Annotated in this window: 14 protein-coding genes; 7 read left to right on the forward strand and 7 right to left on the reverse strand. The window is 60.9% G+C overall.

Annotated features, from left to right (window positions below):
* Positions 1 to 18: 18 nt before the first annotated feature.
* From ppx to AB4N47_RS24200, 5 genes are all read right to left on the reverse strand, one after another.
* The gene (gene ppx / locus AB4N47_RS24180) at positions 19 to 1,521 is read right to left on the reverse strand and encodes an exopolyphosphatase (RefSeq protein WP_341638148.1); all 1,503 of its coding nucleotides are present in this window, start codon (positions 1,519 to 1,521) and stop codon (positions 19 to 21) included.
* 207 nt (positions 1,522 to 1,728) lie between these two features.
* A complete protein-coding gene (locus AB4N47_RS24185) occupies positions 1,729 to 2,466 on the reverse strand; it encodes an amino acid ABC transporter ATP-binding protein (RefSeq protein WP_007911148.1) in 738 nt (245 codons plus the stop codon).
* Positions 2,453 to 3,103, reverse strand: coding sequence for an amino acid ABC transporter permease (locus AB4N47_RS24190; protein WP_016772621.1), 651 nt, complete (start codon positions 3,101 to 3,103; stop codon positions 2,453 to 2,455). The genes AB4N47_RS24185 and AB4N47_RS24190 overlap by 14 nt, the downstream gene beginning before the upstream one ends.
* Positions 3,100 to 3,768: an amino acid ABC transporter permease gene (locus tag AB4N47_RS24195; RefSeq protein ID WP_341638147.1), complete on the reverse strand. Its 669-nt coding sequence runs from the start codon at positions 3,766 to 3,768 to the stop codon at positions 3,100 to 3,102. Before AB4N47_RS24195 ends, AB4N47_RS24190 begins: the two co-directional genes overlap by 4 nt.
* A 21-nt stretch (positions 3,769 to 3,789) precedes the next feature.
* Positions 3,790 to 4,575 carry a transporter substrate-binding domain-containing protein gene (locus AB4N47_RS24200; protein ID WP_076564506.1) on the reverse strand — a complete coding sequence of 262 codons (786 nt, stop codon included), beginning with the start codon at positions 4,573 to 4,575 and terminating at the stop codon, positions 3,790 to 3,792.
* 256 nt (positions 4,576 to 4,831) lie between these two features.
* On the opposite strand from AB4N47_RS24200, the gene AB4N47_RS24205 reads away from it, so the two are divergent.
* The 7 genes from AB4N47_RS24205 (at position 4,832) to AB4N47_RS24235 (ending at position 12,957) form a co-directional block, all read left to right on the forward strand.
* Positions 4,832 to 5,539: a FadR/GntR family transcriptional regulator gene (locus AB4N47_RS24205; RefSeq protein ID WP_341638146.1), complete on the forward strand. Its 708-nt coding sequence runs from the start codon at positions 4,832 to 4,834 to the stop codon at positions 5,537 to 5,539.
* A gap of 120 nt (positions 5,540 to 5,659) precedes the next feature.
* On the forward strand, positions 5,660 to 5,989 hold the full coding sequence (trxA, locus tag AB4N47_RS24210; protein ID WP_003206727.1) for a thioredoxin TrxA: 330 nt from the start codon (positions 5,660 to 5,662) through the stop codon (positions 5,987 to 5,989).
* Positions 5,990 to 6,236: 247 nt separating this feature from the next.
* Complete coding sequence (gene rho / locus AB4N47_RS24215) at positions 6,237 to 7,496, forward strand: transcription termination factor Rho (RefSeq protein ID WP_003229334.1); 1,260 nt, start codon at positions 6,237 to 6,239, stop codon at positions 7,494 to 7,496.
* A 138-nt stretch (positions 7,497 to 7,634) separates the two neighbouring features.
* Entirely contained in the window at positions 7,635 to 9,590 is a 1,956-nt protein-coding gene (locus AB4N47_RS24220) for an acyltransferase family protein (protein ID WP_341638145.1), read from the forward strand.
* An 80-nt stretch (positions 9,591 to 9,670) separates the two neighbouring features.
* Entirely contained in the window at positions 9,671 to 11,137 is a 1,467-nt protein-coding gene (gene ubiD / locus AB4N47_RS24225) for a 4-hydroxy-3-polyprenylbenzoate decarboxylase (protein ID WP_122612309.1), read from the forward strand.
* On the forward strand, positions 11,137 to 12,105 hold the full coding sequence (locus AB4N47_RS24230) for a CDP-6-deoxy-delta-3,4-glucoseen reductase (protein ID WP_341638144.1): 969 nt from the start codon (positions 11,137 to 11,139) through the stop codon (positions 12,103 to 12,105). Before ubiD ends, AB4N47_RS24230 begins: the two co-directional genes overlap by 1 nt.
* A 183-nt stretch (positions 12,106 to 12,288) precedes the next feature.
* Positions 12,289 to 12,957, forward strand: coding sequence for a gamma-glutamylcyclotransferase (locus tag AB4N47_RS24235; RefSeq protein WP_024014748.1), 669 nt, complete (start codon positions 12,289 to 12,291; stop codon positions 12,955 to 12,957).
* Here AB4N47_RS24235 and glpT read toward each other — a convergent pair.
* Both glpT and AB4N47_RS24245 read right to left on the reverse strand, forming a co-directional pair.
* Entirely contained in the window at positions 12,933 to 14,282 is a 1,350-nt protein-coding gene (glpT, locus tag AB4N47_RS24240) for a glycerol-3-phosphate transporter (protein WP_024014747.1), read from the reverse strand. The genes AB4N47_RS24235 and glpT overlap by 25 nt on opposite strands.
* A 256-nt stretch (positions 14,283 to 14,538) precedes the next feature.
* Positions 14,539 to 15,516 carry an NADPH:quinone oxidoreductase family protein gene (locus AB4N47_RS24245; protein ID WP_217864900.1) on the reverse strand — a complete coding sequence of 326 codons (978 nt, stop codon included), beginning with the start codon at positions 15,514 to 15,516 and terminating at the stop codon, positions 14,539 to 14,541.
* Between the last annotated feature and the right edge of the window lie 70 nt (positions 15,517 to 15,586).

Raw genomic sequence — 15,586 nt, forward strand, 5'->3', positions numbered from 1 at the left:
CCCTCGCCACAATCAGTGTCAATGCACCGTGAGAACAATCCCCACCCGCGTCAACCAATCGGCCTCGAGGCCGAAATCCGCCTGGGTCAGCTGATTTTCATCCAGCCAGTTCTCCGGGAATTCCACATCGAGATGGTCGCCATTGGCATGCAGCGCCACCTGCGGCATCGCCTGGGTTCCGCGAATGTGGTGGAACAGAATCGCAAACCGCAGCAGCACGCACAGGCGAATCAGCTTGATGCCGTCATCGCCGAATTCGCCGAACTTGTCCTTGGGAATATTGCGCCGGTGCCCGCGCACCAATAGCGCGAGCATCTGCTGATCCTCGCGGGAGAAGCCGGCCAGATCGGAGTGCTCGATGAGGTATGCGCCGTGCTTGTGGTAGTGATAGTGCGCGATGTCGAGGCCGACTTCGTGGACTTTCGCCGCCCAGCCGAGCAGTTCGCGCCAGATGCCGTCATCCAGTTCCCAGTCGACGGCGACCTGATCGAACGCGTGCAGGGCCTTGCGCTCGACCCGCGCCGCCTGTTCCAGATCGACGTGATAGCGCTCCATCAGCGAGGTCAAGGTGCGTTCGCGCACGTCTTCGTGATGATGGCGGCCGAGCAGGTCGTAGAGCACGCCTTCACGCAGCGCGCCTTCACAATGATCCATGCGTTGCAGTTCGAGGGCGTCGAAGATCGCTTCGAGAATCGCCAGGCCCGCCGGGAAGATCGCCCGGCGGTCAGGCTTGATGCCTTCGAAATCGATCTTGTCGGCGTCGCCCAGCTTGAACAGTTTGCGCTTGAGCCACGCCAGGCCTTCGGCGTTGACCTCGCCGCTGCCGTGGCCGCCAGCCTTCAGGGCCAGGCCGATGGCGCGAATCGTACCGGAGGAGCCGATGGCTTCATCCCAGGTCAGGCGATGCAGGGCGTGCTCGATGCTCATGATTTCCAGGCGCGCCGCCGTGTAGGCCTGGGCGTAGCGCGCCGGGGTGATCTTGCCGTCCTTGAAGTAGCGCTGGGTGAAACTCACGCAGCCCATTTGCAGGCTTTCGCGCAGCAACGGCTCGAAGCGCTGGCCGATGATGAATTCGGTACTGCCGCCGCCGATGTCGGCGACCAAACGTTTGCCTGGGGTGTCGGCGAGTGTGTGCGAAACGCCGAGATAGATCAGGCGCGCTTCTTCACGGCCGGAGATGACTTCAACCGTGTGGCCGAGGATTTCCTCGGCGCGGCGGATGAATTCGCCACGGTTGCGCGCTTCACGCAGGGCGTTGGTGCCGACGATGCGCACGGCACCGAGCGGCATACCGTTGATCAATTGCGCAAAGCGCTTGAGGCAATCGAGGCCGCGCTGCATCGATTCTTCGTTGAGCTGGCGCGCGTCGTCGATGCCGGCGGCCAGTTGCACCTTCTCGCCGAGGCGCTCGAGGATGCGGATTTCGCCGTTCTGGGCCTTGGCCACGACCATGTGAAAGCTGTTGGAGCCCAGGTCGATTGCGGCGATCAGGGACAGATTCTTGGCTTGGGATTGCGGCATGGTCAGGGGGTCTCGGTCGATAACCCCGACATCGTGCCACGATCAAACGCTGGCGCCAACGCGCATGGTTCAAACCCTTGATTCAGCGCAGAAAGTCTGGGGATCGCGACGCGGCCATTCGCGAGCAGGCTCGCTCCCACAGGTGACCGCATTCCCATGTGGGAGCGAGCCTGCTCGCGAAGAGGGCATCACTGCCTCAGAAAATCTTCAGGCTGTCGCCTCCACCGTGCCAATAAAGTTCGCCAGCTCGGCCGTCTGCGGATTGGCAAACAACACCTTCGGATCGCCCACCTCATGGACTTTACCGTGGTGCATGAAGACCAATTTATCGCCGACTTCCCGGGCAAAGCGCATCTCGTGGGTGACCATGATCAGCGTCATGCCTTCCTTGGCCAATTGCCGCACCACGCTGAGCACTTCATTGACCAATTCCGGGTCCAGTGCCGAAGTGATTTCATCGCACAGCAACACCTTCGGCGACATCGCCAAAGCCCGGGCAATCGCCACCCGCTGTTGCTGCCCGCCGGACAGGCGATCCGGAAAGGCATCGAATTTCTCCCCGAGCCCGACTCGCTCAAGCATTTCCCGCGCCAGTTCGGCAGCCTTGGCCTTGGGTACTTTTTGCACCACTTGCGGCGCGAGCATGACGTTCTCCCCGACGGTCAGGTGCGGGAACAGGTTGAACTGCTGGAAGACCATGCCGACCTTCTGCCGCAGGCTGCGCAGATCAGCGCGGGCGGCGTCGAGGTATTCGCCGTCGACTTCGATCACGCCGTCGTTGATCGACTCCAGGCCATTGAGCGTGCGCAACAGGGTCGATTTGCCCGAGCCACTGCGGCCGATGATCGCCACGACCTGGCCTTCCTCGACGCTGAGGTCGATGCCTTTGAGTACGTGGTGATCGCCGTAGTATTTATGCAGGGCGGAAATTCTAAGCAGAGGCATGCAGTCTCCTTTCCAGGTAGCGCGCACTGAGGGACAAGGGGTAGCAGAGCAGGAAGTAGCCGAGGGCGACGAGCCCGTAGACCATGAACGGTTCGAACGTGGCGTTGGCGAGCATGCCGCCGGTCTTGGTCAGTTCGGTGAAGCCGATGATCGAGGTCACCGCTGTGCCTTTGACCACTTGCACCGAGAAGCCCACGGTCGGCGCCACGGCGATGCGCAGCGCTTGCGGCAGGATCACGTAGCGCAACTGCTCGAGCGGATTGAGCGCCAGGCTCGACGAAGCTTCCCACTGACCGTGGGGAATGGCCTCGACGCAACCGCGCCAGATCTCCGCCAGATAGGCGCTGGTGAACAAGGTCAAAGCGATCGCGGCGGCCATCCACGGCGAAATCTCGATCCCGGCCAGCGCCACGCCGAAGAACACCAGAAACAGCTGCATCAGCAGCGGCGTGCCCTGAAACAGCTCGATCCAGGTGCGGGCGATGCTGCTGGGCAGTGTGTTCTTGGAGATGCGCATCACCAGAATCAGCAGGCCGACGAGGCCGCCGCCGATGAATGCCACCAGCGACAGCGCCAGCGTCCATTGCAGGCCGGTGAGCAGGTTGCGCAGGATGTCCCAGAAAGTGAAATCGCTCATTGGCTGCTCCTCGCAATGAACCGGCGCCCGAACCAGTTGAGCAACTGGCGGATCAGCAGCGCCATGCACAGGTAGATCAGGGTGGTCAGCGCGTAGGTTTCAAAGGCGCGGAAGTTGCGTGACTGAATGAAGTTGGCGGCGAAGCTCAATTCTTCCGTGGCGATCTGCGAACACACCGCCGAACCGAGCATGACGATGATGATCTGGCTGCTCAGCGCCGGCCAGACCTTGCCCAGCGCCGGCAGCAGGACGACATGGCGGAACGCTTCGAAGCGGGTCATCGCCAGTGCCGCAGCCGCTTCCAGTTGCCCCCGCGGAATCGCCTGGATGCCGGCGCGGATGATTTCGGTCGAATAGGCGCCAAGGTTGATCACCATCGCCAGCACCGCCGCCTGCCACTCGGAAATCTGCACGCCGAGCGACGGCAGGCCGAAGAAGATGAAGAACAGTTGCACCAGAAACGGCGTGTTGCGGATCAACTCGACGTAGACGCCGAAGATCGCCGAGAACGGGCGGATGTTCCACGCCCGCACCAGCGCCCCGACAATCCCGACGCCGACCCCGAGCAACGCGCCGATGGCGGTCAGCTCAAGGGTGAACAGCGCCCCGCGCAGCAACAGGTCGGTGTTTTCCACCACCGGCATGAAATCGAACTGATAAGCCATGAAGGTCTCCCGCGCAGTCGATCAGAGATCGGCCGGCAGCGGCTCTTTCAGCCAAGTCTGCGAGTTCTTTTCCAGTGCGCCGTCAGCTTTGGCGGTGTTGAGGATGTCGTTGACCTTGGTCAGCAGCGCCGCTTCGTTCTTGTTCACACCGACGTAGACCGGGGAATCCTTGAGCTTCACTTTCAGCGCCGGTACGCGCTTGGGGTTCTTCTCGCTGATGGCCACCATCACCACGTTGCCGCTGGCGATCAGATCGACTTGCCCTGCCAGATAAGCAGCGATGGTCGAGTTGTTGTCTTCGAAACGTTTGATGGTCACGCCTTCGGGGGCGACTTTGCTCAGCTCGATGTCTTCAATGGCGCCACGGGTGACGCTGATGGTCTTGCCCTTGAGGTCGTCGAGGCTGGTGATCGCAGCGTCTGGCGGGCCGAACACGGCGAGGTAGAACGGCGCATAGGCGCGGGAGAAGTCGATGACCTTCTCGCGCTCGGCGTTTTTGCCGAGGCTGGAAATCACCAGATCGACTTTGCCCGTGGTGAGGAACGGGATGCGGTTGGTGCTGTTGACCGGGGTCAGTTCGAGTTTGACCTTGAGTTGGTCAGCGAGCAGTTTCGCCGTGTCGATATCCAGGCCGCGCGGCTTCATGTCCGGGCCGACCGAGCCGAACGGCGGGAAGTCCTGGGGCACGGCGACTTTGAGCGTGCCGCGTTTGACCACGTCGTCCAGACCGTCGGCGTGAGCGGGGGCCTGGCACAGCAGCAGGCCGGCAAACAGGGAAGCGAGGAGGGCGCTGTAACGCTGGGTCATGGACAATCTCCGGATCGGCGGGAAGTGGTTGCTGCGATCGGACAGAGCATGGGCCGTGCCAACAGGCGGATTTCGCCCCGGCAGGCCGCAGTAGCAGCGGCTTCGTTCGGTCTTACTGGTCTGAACAGTCAACTCGGTTTTCGCACTGCGATGGCGCATCGGCTGCACGCGCCGAACCCCGCTGGGGCACGACTTGCCGGACTCGCCGAATAGCTTTACAACTAGCCGCACCTTGGCCCTGACGCGTCCGCACATCATGAATTCGATCTCCCGCGCCGTACCCGAAGTGGCGCTGCAAGCGATCCGCAAACTGATCACCGAACAGGGCTTCGGTGCCGGCGACGCGTTGCCTTCGCAAAGGGATCTGGCGCTGCAACTGGGCGTCAGCCGGGCATCGTTGCGTGAAGCGTTGTCGTCGCTCAGTGCACTGGGCGTGGTCAGCATTCAGCCGGGCAAAGGCGTGTTCGTGCAGTCGCGGGTCGAATTGTCGCGCGGCGATAACGCGCCAGGCTGGTCGTTTGCGGCGCAGGCATCGCCGCTGGACATCTTCCAGTTGCGCTATGCGCTCGAAGGGTTTGCAGCAGGGTTGGCGGCGGTGACGTTGAGCACGTTTGATCTGGATGCACTGGAAGACAACGTCGCGGCGATGCGCGAGCACTTGCGCGGCGGCGACTTCGAAGCGGCGGCGAAACTCGACTTCGAATTTCACCGGCGCATCCTCCTCGCCAGCGGCAATCAGGCGATGCTGAGCATCCTCACCGCCAGCGCCGAGATCTTTCTCGAGAGCCAGAAACTGCCGTTCATCCGCGCCGAGCGCGCCATGGAAACCTGGCAGGAACACCGCAAGATCCTCCGTGCCCTGGCCCGCCGTGCGTCGGGAGCAGCGCAAAAAGCCATGCAGGAACATGTGCGCAACGCCGCCCTGCGCACCGGAATCGTCTTCATCGCTCCCGCCACGGCGTGAGTTGAGCTATACCCAAACTCATCAAGGGCCATAGCAACACTCAATCATCTGCGGCTTCCTGAACAAGGGAAGGGCGGCTATGATGGGCCACGTTTTTTTGCTTACAACCTGGAGAATTCCATGAGCAGCGATCTGATCAAACACGTTAGCGACGCTAGCTTCGAAGCCGACGTACTCAAGGCCGAAGGCGCTGTCCTGGTCGACTACTGGGCTGAATGGTGCGGCCCTTGCAAAATGATCGCACCGGTTCTGGACGAGATTGCCGAGACTTACAAAGGCAAGCTGACCGTCGCCAAACTGAACATCGACGAAAACCAGGAAACCCCGGCCAAGCATGGCGTGCGTGGTATCCCGACGCTGATGCTGTTCAAGAACGGCAACGTTGAAGCGACCAAGGTCGGCGCACTGTCGAAGTCGCAGCTGGCGGCTTTCCTCGACGCCAACATCTGAGCGTCGCAGTAAAACGCTGAAAAAAAGCCCCGCAAATCGCGGGGCTTTTTGCGTATTCAGGGCTAGACGCTCCGAAACTCAGGTGGTACATTCGGCCCCGCACTGGTTTCTCCAATGCCCCCTGCTAGCCGTCGCCGACGCACTCCTTTTCGAATTAGTTCGCGATCCTGTCGCCTTCTCCGCGGCGCGGCCTCATTAAGCCAAAAGCTTAATTTCCCCCCTCCATAAATGATTACGTCATTCCTATATGAATCTGACTGAACTCAAGCAAAAGCCGATTACCGAACTGCTCGAATTGGCCGAACAGATGGGCATAGAAAATATGGCCCGTTCGCGCAAGCAGGACGTGATTTTCTCCCTGCTGAAAAAGCACGCGAAAAGCGGCGAGGAAATCTCCGGTGATGGCGTGCTGGAGATTCTCCAGGACGGCTTCGGCTTCCTGCGCTCCGCAGACGCTTCCTACCTCGCCGGCCCTGACGACATCTACGTCTCGCCGAGCCAGATCCGCCGCTTCAACTTGCGCACCGGTGACACCATCGTTGGCAAGATCCGCCCTCCGAAGGAAGGCGAGCGGTATTTCGCCCTGCTCAAGGTCGACACGATCAACTTCGATCGTCCGGAGAACGCGAAGAACAAGATTCTCTTCGAGAACCTGACGCCGCTGTTCCCGACCGTGCGCATGAAGATGGAAGCCGGCAACGGTTCCACCGAAGACTTGACCGGTCGCGTGATCGACCTGTGCGCACCGATCGGCAAAGGCCAGCGTGGCCTGATCGTCGCACCGCCGAAAGCCGGTAAAACGATCATGCTGCAGAACATCGCAGCGAACATCGCCCGTAACAATCCTGAAGTTCACCTGATCGTGCTGTTGATCGACGAGCGTCCGGAAGAAGTGACCGAAATGCAGCGCACCGTGCGCGGCGAAGTGGTTGCCTCGACCTTTGACGAGCCGCCGACCCGTCACGTGCAGGTTGCTGAAATGGTGATCGAGAAGGCCAAGCGCCTGGTCGAACACAAGAAAGACGTGGTGATCCTGCTCGACTCCATCACCCGTCTGGCCCGTGCCTACAACACCGTGATCCCGAGCTCCGGCAAGGTCCTGACCGGTGGTGTCGATGCCCACGCCCTCGAGAAGCCGAAGCGTTTCTTCGGTGCCGCGCGTAACATCGAAGAAGGCGGCTCGCTGACCATTATCGCCACCGCGCTGGTTGAAACCGGTTCGAAGATGGACGAGGTGATCTACGAAGAGTTCAAGGGTACCGGCAACATGGAACTGCCTCTGGATCGCAAGATCGCCGAGAAGCGTGTGTTCCCGGCCATCAACATCAACCGCTCCGGCACCCGCCGCGAAGAGTTGCTGACCGCCGACGACGAACTGCAGCGCATGTGGATTCTGCGCAAGCTGCTGCACCCGATGGACGAAGTGGCCGCCATCGAGTTCCTGGTCGACAAGCTGAAGACGACCAAGACCAACGACGAGTTCTTCTTGTCGATGAAACGCAAATAGTACGCAGCTGATAAAAGGAGCGCTCCGCGAGGGGCGCTTTTTTTTGTCCGCGATTTATTTGTATCTGGATTGAAATTTGCGCGGCTGCTAACGTCGCGCCTTCAAGGGATTCTGTACCCAGAACAGGTAAGGTTTTTCATGCACACGTTTGGCAATCGCCGTGATATTGACGGCTTACGGGCACTGGCGGTACTTCCCGTCGTGCTGTTTCATTTCGGATTCAATACATTCAGCGGCGGCTTTGTCGGCGTGGATGTTTTTTTCGTCATCTCCGGATTCCTGATCACCTCGATCCTGTTTCGTGAAATCAGCGCCAAGCGGTTCAGCTTTGTCGATTTCTGGGCGCGCCGTGCCCGCCGCATCATTCCTGCCTTGACGGTGGTCATGCTGGTGACGCTGGCGCTGGGTTGGCTGCTGCTGACGGCGAAGGATTTCTCCGAACTTGGCCGAACGGTGCGTTATCAGTCGCTGTTCATCTCCAATATTCTTTTCATGCGCGAGGACGGCTACTTTCAGCCGGCCTCCGATCTGAAGCCGTTATTGCACACCTGGTCGCTGGCGGTTGAAGAGCAGTACTACATTTTCTTCCCGTTACTGATGGCGGTGCTGGTTCGCTATTTCAGACACTGGCGCTGGATGTTGCTGGGATTGCTGCTGATTTCCTTTGGCCTGAACATCGCCTGGATTGAGCACAAGCCGGAATTCACTTTTTTTGCCTTGCCGACTCGTGCCTGGGAATTGTTGTGCGGGGCGATGCTCGCGGTAATGCCTGCGCCGAGACAGGCCGTACGACCGTGGCTGTACCAGATGGTCGGCATTGCCGGTCTGGCGGCGGTGCTGGTCGCCGTATTCACGTTTGACCGCTCAACAGTGTTTCCTGGATGGGCGGCGTTGCTGCCGGTATTGGGCACCACTGCACTGATCTGGTCAGGCGCTCAGGGCCCGAGCTGGGCCGCGCGACTGTTGAGTCTGCGGCCGCTGGTCTGGATCGGCCTGCTGTCCTATTCGCTGTACCTGTGGCACTGGCCGATTTACGTGTACGCCAACGCCATTTCCATCGACGGTATCCAGCCGCTGGAGGCGCTCGCCTGGATTGCGCTGGCGCTAGCGCTGGCGTGGCTGAGCCTGCGCTACGTCGAATTGCCATTTCGGGAAAAGCGTTTGCTGGGTGAACGTAAATCGATACTGGCGGGGGCAGTGGTGGCGATTGCTGTACTGGTCGCGGTCGGTTCGGCGATTCGCTCGGCCGACGGTATCCCCGGGCGCCTGAGCGGCAAGGCTCTGGAATATGCCCAGGCCCGCGAGTGGCGCGCCGGGCAAATGAAATGCATGGTGGTGACGCAAGACAAATCGATCGACAAGGCCTGTCTGGTCGGCGGCGAACAGGACACGCCGCCGACCCAGGCGTTCTGGGGTGACAGCCATGCTGCTGCGTTGATGCCGGCCATCGAGACCAATGCCCGCCGCGACGGTCGTTCGGTGTGGCTGTTCAGTATGAGCGCCTGTCCGCCGATTCTCAGCGACGAGCCGCGCCAGCGGTGCAAGGACTTCAATCAGCAGACCATGGACAAAGTGCTCAGCCTTGGCATCAAGGACGTGGTATTGGCGTCCAATTGGAGTCTATACGTCTATGGTCGCGAGGATGGCGACAAGAAGGTTTTGCTCAACGCCCATGACGATACCGCCCAGGCTGAGCAACGCATGGCCGCCGCGTTGCGCGCGCGGGTGGCGGCCTTGCGCGCAGCCGGCGTGCAGGTCTGGCTGTTCAAGGAGGTGCCGCTGCAACGCAAGGGCACCATTAACCGCCTGACCAGTCTGGCAAGAGTCGGCCGTTCCGCCGAGGGGCTGGGTCGTCCGCTTGAGGAACACCTGGCGCGTCAGCATTTTCTCGGCAGCTTGTTCACGTCCATGAGCGAAGCCGATCCGGGTGTTCACGTTATCGATCCGACGCCGATGATGTGTGCTGACGGGGTCTGCAGCATCGAGGTCAACGGCCACTCGCAGTACAAGGATGAGGACCATCTCTCGGACATTGGCAGCGCCAGACTGAGCCCGCTTTTTGCTCCGGTATTGCTGGGCACAAACCGGCATTGAGTACTGTCGGACTCTGACGGGCTGCTGTTTGCCCGTCAGAGCAGGTAGGATGTACGCCTATTTTGAGGGTGCCATCGTCAATGAAATTCAAGGATCTTCGGGATTTCGTGCAGCAGCTTGAGCAGCGCGGAGAGTTGAAACGCATCCAGATTCCCGTCTCGCCGGTGCTGGAGATGACTGAGGTGTGCGATCGCACGTTGCGGGCCAAAGGCCCGGCGCTGCTGTTCGAAAAACCCACCGGTTACGACATTCCGGTGCTCGGCAACCTGTTCGGCACGCCCGAGCGCGTGGCCATGGGCATGGGCGCCGAGTCGGTCAGCGAGCTGCGCGAAATCGGCAAGCTGCTGGCCTTCCTCAAAGAGCCGGAGCCGCCGAAGGGCTTGAAGGACGCCTGGTCGAAACTGCCGATCTTCCGCAAGATCATTTCGATGGCGCCGAAAGTGGTCAAAGACGCGGTGTGCCAGGAAGTGGTCATCGAAGGCGATGACGTCGATCTGGCGATGTTGCCGGTGCAGACCTGCTGGCCCGGCGACGTCGGTCCGCTGATCACTTGGGGCCTGACGGTCACCAAAGGGCCGAACAAGGAACGCCAGAACCTCGGTATCTACCGCCAGCAAGTGATCGGCCGCAACAAGGTGATCATGCGCTGGCTCAGCCATCGTGGCGGCGCTCTCGACTTCCGCGAGTGGTGCGAGAAGCACCCGGGCCAGCCGTTCCCGGTGTCCGTGGCCCTTGGCGCCGATCCGGCGACGATTCTCGGTGCCGTGACGCCGGTGCCGGACAGCCTCTCGGAATATGCTTTTGCAGGGCTCTTGCGCGGTAACCGCACCGAACTGGTCAAGTGCCGTGGCAACGATCTGCAAGTGCCAGCCACCGCCGAAATCATTCTTGAAGGCGTGATTCATCCGGGCGAAATGGCCGACGAAGGCCCGTATGGCGACCACACCGGTTACTACAACGAAGTCGACAGCTTCCCGGTGTTCACCGTCGAGCGCATCACCCACAGGGTCAAACCTATCTATCACAGCACTTACACCGGCCGTCCGCCGGATGAGCCGGCGATTCTCGGCGTGGCGCTGAACGAAGTGTTCGTGCCGATCCTGCAGAAGCAGTTCCCGGAGATCACTGACTTCTACCTGCCGCCGGAAGGCTGCTCGTACCGCATGGCCGTGGTGACGATGAAGAAGTCGTATCCGGGGCATGCCAAGCGCGTGATGCTCGGCGTCTGGTCGTTTTTGCGACAGTTCATGTACACCAAGTTCGTTATCGTCACTGACGACGATATCAACGCCCGCGACTGGAACGACGTGATCTGGGCCATCACCACGCGCATGGACCCCAAGCGCGACACGGTGATGATCGACAACACGCCGATCGACTACCTCGACTTCGCCTCGCCGATTTCCGGCCTGGGCTCGAAAATGGGCCTGGATGCCACCCACAAGTGGCCGGGCGAAACCACTCGCGAGTGGGGCCGCGTAATCGTCAAGGACGACGCCGTCACCCAACGGATCGATGCCATCTGGAATCAGTTAGGAATAGATTGATGCGTGTAACCCTGCAGCCTTCCGGAGCCGTGCTCGAGATCCAACCCGGTGAGCGGATTCTCGACGGCGCGCGGCGCCTGGGCTATGACTGCCCGCAAAGCTGCCGCAACGGCAATTGCCACGTGTGTGCAGCGCTGCTGGTGGAGGGCCGCGTCGAGCAGGCCGGCAAAGTCCACGATCATGGCGAGTTCTACACCTGCATCGCCGTACCGCTGGAAGACTGCGTGCTGCTGTGGGATGGCGTGCTCGCGCTGGGTGAGCTGCCGGTGCGCAGCCTGTCGTGTCAGGTCATCGAGTGCCGCGAGGTCGGCGGCGACACTTGGCGCGTGCGCCTGCGGGCGCCAGCAGGCAAGCCGCCGCGCTATCACGCTGGGCAATATTTGATGATCGAGCGCGAGAGCGGTGAGAAGTCGGCGTTCTCCATGGCTTCGGCACCCCACAGCGGACGTGATCTGGAAATCCATGTGCTGGCGCGCGAAACCAGTGCGTTGAGCCTGATCGAGCAGCTGCAACGCAACCCGATGGTGCGTGTCGAGCTGCCCTTTGGCGACACCCATCTTGCGGAGCTGCCCGACGGTCCGCTGGTGTTGATCGCCGCCGGCACCGGCATGGGCCAGATTCACAGTCTGATCGAACATTGCCGCGCCGAAGGCTTCAAGCATCCAGTGCATCTGTATTGGGGCGTACGCCGCCCGGAAGATTTTTATCAGATCGAGCACTGGGACGAATGGCTGAAGCTGCCCAATCTGTTCCTGCACAAAGTGGTCAGCGACCAGTGCGGCTGGGAAGGGCGCTGCGGGATGCTGCACGAGGCGGTTTGCGAAGATTTCCCTGATCTGAAGGCGCTGCACGTCTATGCCAGCGGTTCGCCAGCGATGGTTTACGGCACCTTGGACGCGCTGGTCGAGGCGGGCATGGATGCGCATCAGATGCGCGCCGATGTGTTCGCCTACGCGCCGCGCTCCTGATTCTTATAACTTGGCATATAGCCGATCGGTATTTATCTAATTAGGCAAATACCGCTAGGTTATATATCAATCAGGCAATTAAGCAGTGGCACTTGATTTGCCTAAAACATATGTGCCTTATTGTTACAGCGGTGCGTTCTATTAAGTAATTCTTCACCCGCGGGGAGCTGAACGCTATTCGCCATGAGCGCCATTGAAAACGCAATTCTGAACCTGGCTTACCCTCCGCGGCTCGATCTTGGGCCGCAGCTGACGCACGAACAACTTCTCGCTTCCATGCAATCGACCATGGCGCGCCACAAGGGCGGGCCGGTGTGGCTGTTCGCGTATGGTTCGCTGATCTGGCGCCCGGAATGCACGGCAGTCGAGCGCATGCGCGGTCGCGTGCATGGCTACCATCGCGGCTTGTACCTGTGGTCCCACGAGCATCGGGGTACGCCGGAAATGCCCGGCCTGGTGTTCGGTCTGGATCGCGGCGGTTCGTGCAGTGGCTTTGCCTACCGCTTGCCGGAAGACAATCTCGATACCGCGCTGTATGCCCTGTGGAAACGTGAGATGCCGTTTCCGTCGTATCGCCCGCACTGGCTCAATTGCCGGCTCGAAGATGGCACTCAGGTGCAGGCCTTGGGATTCGTGCTGGAGCGTCACCTGCCGAGCTATGCCGGCAACTTACCGGATCATGTGCTCAGCCAGGTATTCGCCAGCGCCAGCGGGCGCTACGGCACCACTCGCGATTATGTCGAGCAGACCGCGCATGCCCTGCGCAGCCACGCCATGCCGGATCGAAATCTGGAGGCGCGGCTCAAGCGCTGTAAATCACACAGCGATCAGGCGACCGCTTCACGGCTCTGACTGGCGACTTGCTTGTGCCACAGCGTTGGCGCAAGGAAGGCCATCGCCAGCAGGCAAGCGCCGACCAGCAGCACGAAACCGCCATCCCAGCCGAAGTGGTCAACGGTGTAGCCCATCGCCGCACTGGCCGCGACCGACCCCCCCAGATAACCGAACAGACCGGTGAAGCCCGCTGCGGTACCTGCGGCTTTCTTCGGTGCCAGTTCCAGCGCTTGCAGACCGATCAGCATCACCGGGCCGTAGATCAGGAAGCCGATCGACAACAGGGCGATCATATCGACCATCGGGTTGCCGGCCGGATTCAGCCAGTACACCAGAGTCGCCACAGTCACCAGGGCCATGAACACCATGCCGGTCAGGCCACGGTTGCCACGGAAGATCTTGTCCGACATCCAGCCGCACAGCAGCGTGCCCGGGATGCCTGCCCACTCGTAGAAGAAATAGGCCCACGAGGTCTTATCCACAGTGAAGCCCTTGGCTTCCTTCAGGTACGTCGGCGCCCAGTCCAGCACGCCGTAGCGCAGCAAGTAGACGAAGACATTGGCCAGAGCGATGTACCAGAGCATTTTGTTGCGCAGCACGTATTTGACGAAGATTTCCTTGGCGCTGAATTCGTCTTCGTGGCTGGCGTCGTAGCCTTCCGGGTAATCGTTCTTGTACTGCTCGATCGGCGGCAGGCCGACTGATTGCGGGGTGTCACGCATGGTGATGAAGGCGAACACCGCTACGCCCAGTGCGACTGCTGCCGGGACGTAAAAAGCCGCGTGCCAGTCGTTGAACAGGCCCATGCCGATCAGGAACAGCGGGCCGATCAGACCGCCGCCGACGTTATGCGCCACGTTCCACACCGAGACCACGCCGCCGCGTTCCTTCTGCGACCACCAGTGCACCATGGTCCGCCCGCTCGGCGGCCAGCCCATGCCCTGCGCCCAGCCGTTGATGAACAGGAGAATGAACATCATCGTCACGCTGGACGTTGCCCACGGCGCGAAACCGAAAATGAACATCACCCCGGCCGAGACCAGCAGACCGAACGGCAGGAAGAAGCGCGGGTTGGAACGGTCGGACACCAGGCCCATGAGGAACTTCGACAGACCGTAAGCGATGGCGATCGCCGACATCGCCAGACCGAGGTCGCCACGGCTGTAGCCTTCATCGATCAGGTACGGCATGGCCAGGGAGAAGTTCTTGCGCAGCAGGTAGTAACCGGCGTAGCCGATAAAGATACCGGCGAAGATCTGCCAGCGCAGGCGGCGGTAGGTGCTGTCTATTTTTTCTTCAGGCAATGGAGCCTGATGTGCGGCAGGACGAAAGAAAGCAAACATTCAAGAGCTCCAGTTTTCTTGTTTTGACTGCGGATGCGAATGTTACAGTTTCGTTACCGAAAATAGCATCGCTTCACGTCGGCAAAACAGCGGAAATTTGGGCAGATGAGCGTTCCTTTATGAACATGTCGCTCTGAGATAAGAAGGCGGCGCTGAGGGGATGGTGGCTCGGGTGGGTTTCTGCGGTTTAACGCAGGGAAGAGGCAGACCTCAAAGGTAAAGCGATCCGGATTGCTCCTCCGGATCGCTCCGTGTTTCAACGAACCTGAACGACAACCTTGCCCACAGCCTTGCGCTGGCCGAGATCATCGATCGCCTGCGCGGCATTGCTCAGCGGATACACCTGGGATACCAGTGGCTTGAGCTTGCCCTCGGCAAACCAGGCGAACAGCTGCTGAAAGTTGGCTGCGTTGTCCTGGGGCTGGCGCTGGGCAAAGGAGCCCCAGAACACGCCGAGCACCGCCGCGCCTTTGAGCAGTGCGAGGTTGACCGGCAGTTCCGGGATGCGTCCGCTGGCGAAGCCGACTACGAGCAGGCGGCCGTTCCAGGCGATGGCGCGGATGGCCTGGTCGAACAGGTCGCCGCCGACCGGGTCGTAGATCACGTCGGCGCCCTGGCCGTCGGTGAGGCGTTTGATCTCGTCCTTGAGGCTGGCTTCGCTGTAGTTGATCAGTTCATCGGCGCCGGCAGCCTTGGCCACCGCGAGTTTTTCGGCGCTGCTGGCGGCGGCGATCACCCGGGCGCCCATGGCTTTGCCAATCTCCACGGCGGCGAGGCCGACGCCGCCCGATGCGCCGAGCACCAGCAGGGTTTCGCCCGGCTGCAGTTGGGCGCGTTGCTTGAGCGCGTGCATCGACGTGCCGTAGGTCATGCTGAATGCAGCGGCGATGTTGAAATCCATCGACGGCGGAATCGGCAGGACGTTGTAGCCCGGCACCGCAACCTGCTCGGCAAAACTGCCCCAGCCAGTCAGGGCCATGACCCGGTCGCCGACTTTCAGATGGCTGACCTTTTCCCCGACTTCGCGCACCACGCCCGCCGCTTCACCGCCCGGCGAGAACGGGAAGGGCGGTTTGAACTGGTACTTGCCCTCGATGATCAGCGTGTCCGGGAAGTTGACCCCGGCGGCGTGCACGTCCAGCAGGATTTCATTCTTCTTCAGGGCGGGGCTGGCGACGTCTTCCAGCACCAGCGATTCGGCAGGGCCGAAGGCTTTGCACAGCACGGCTTTCATCAGGGCTATTCCTTTGGGAGTGATGGCCGATAAGTGTAGGTGTGTGAATCAACGGGTCAACGAGCATGCC

Source organism: Pseudomonas sp. S3_G06 (assembly GCF_054667565.1).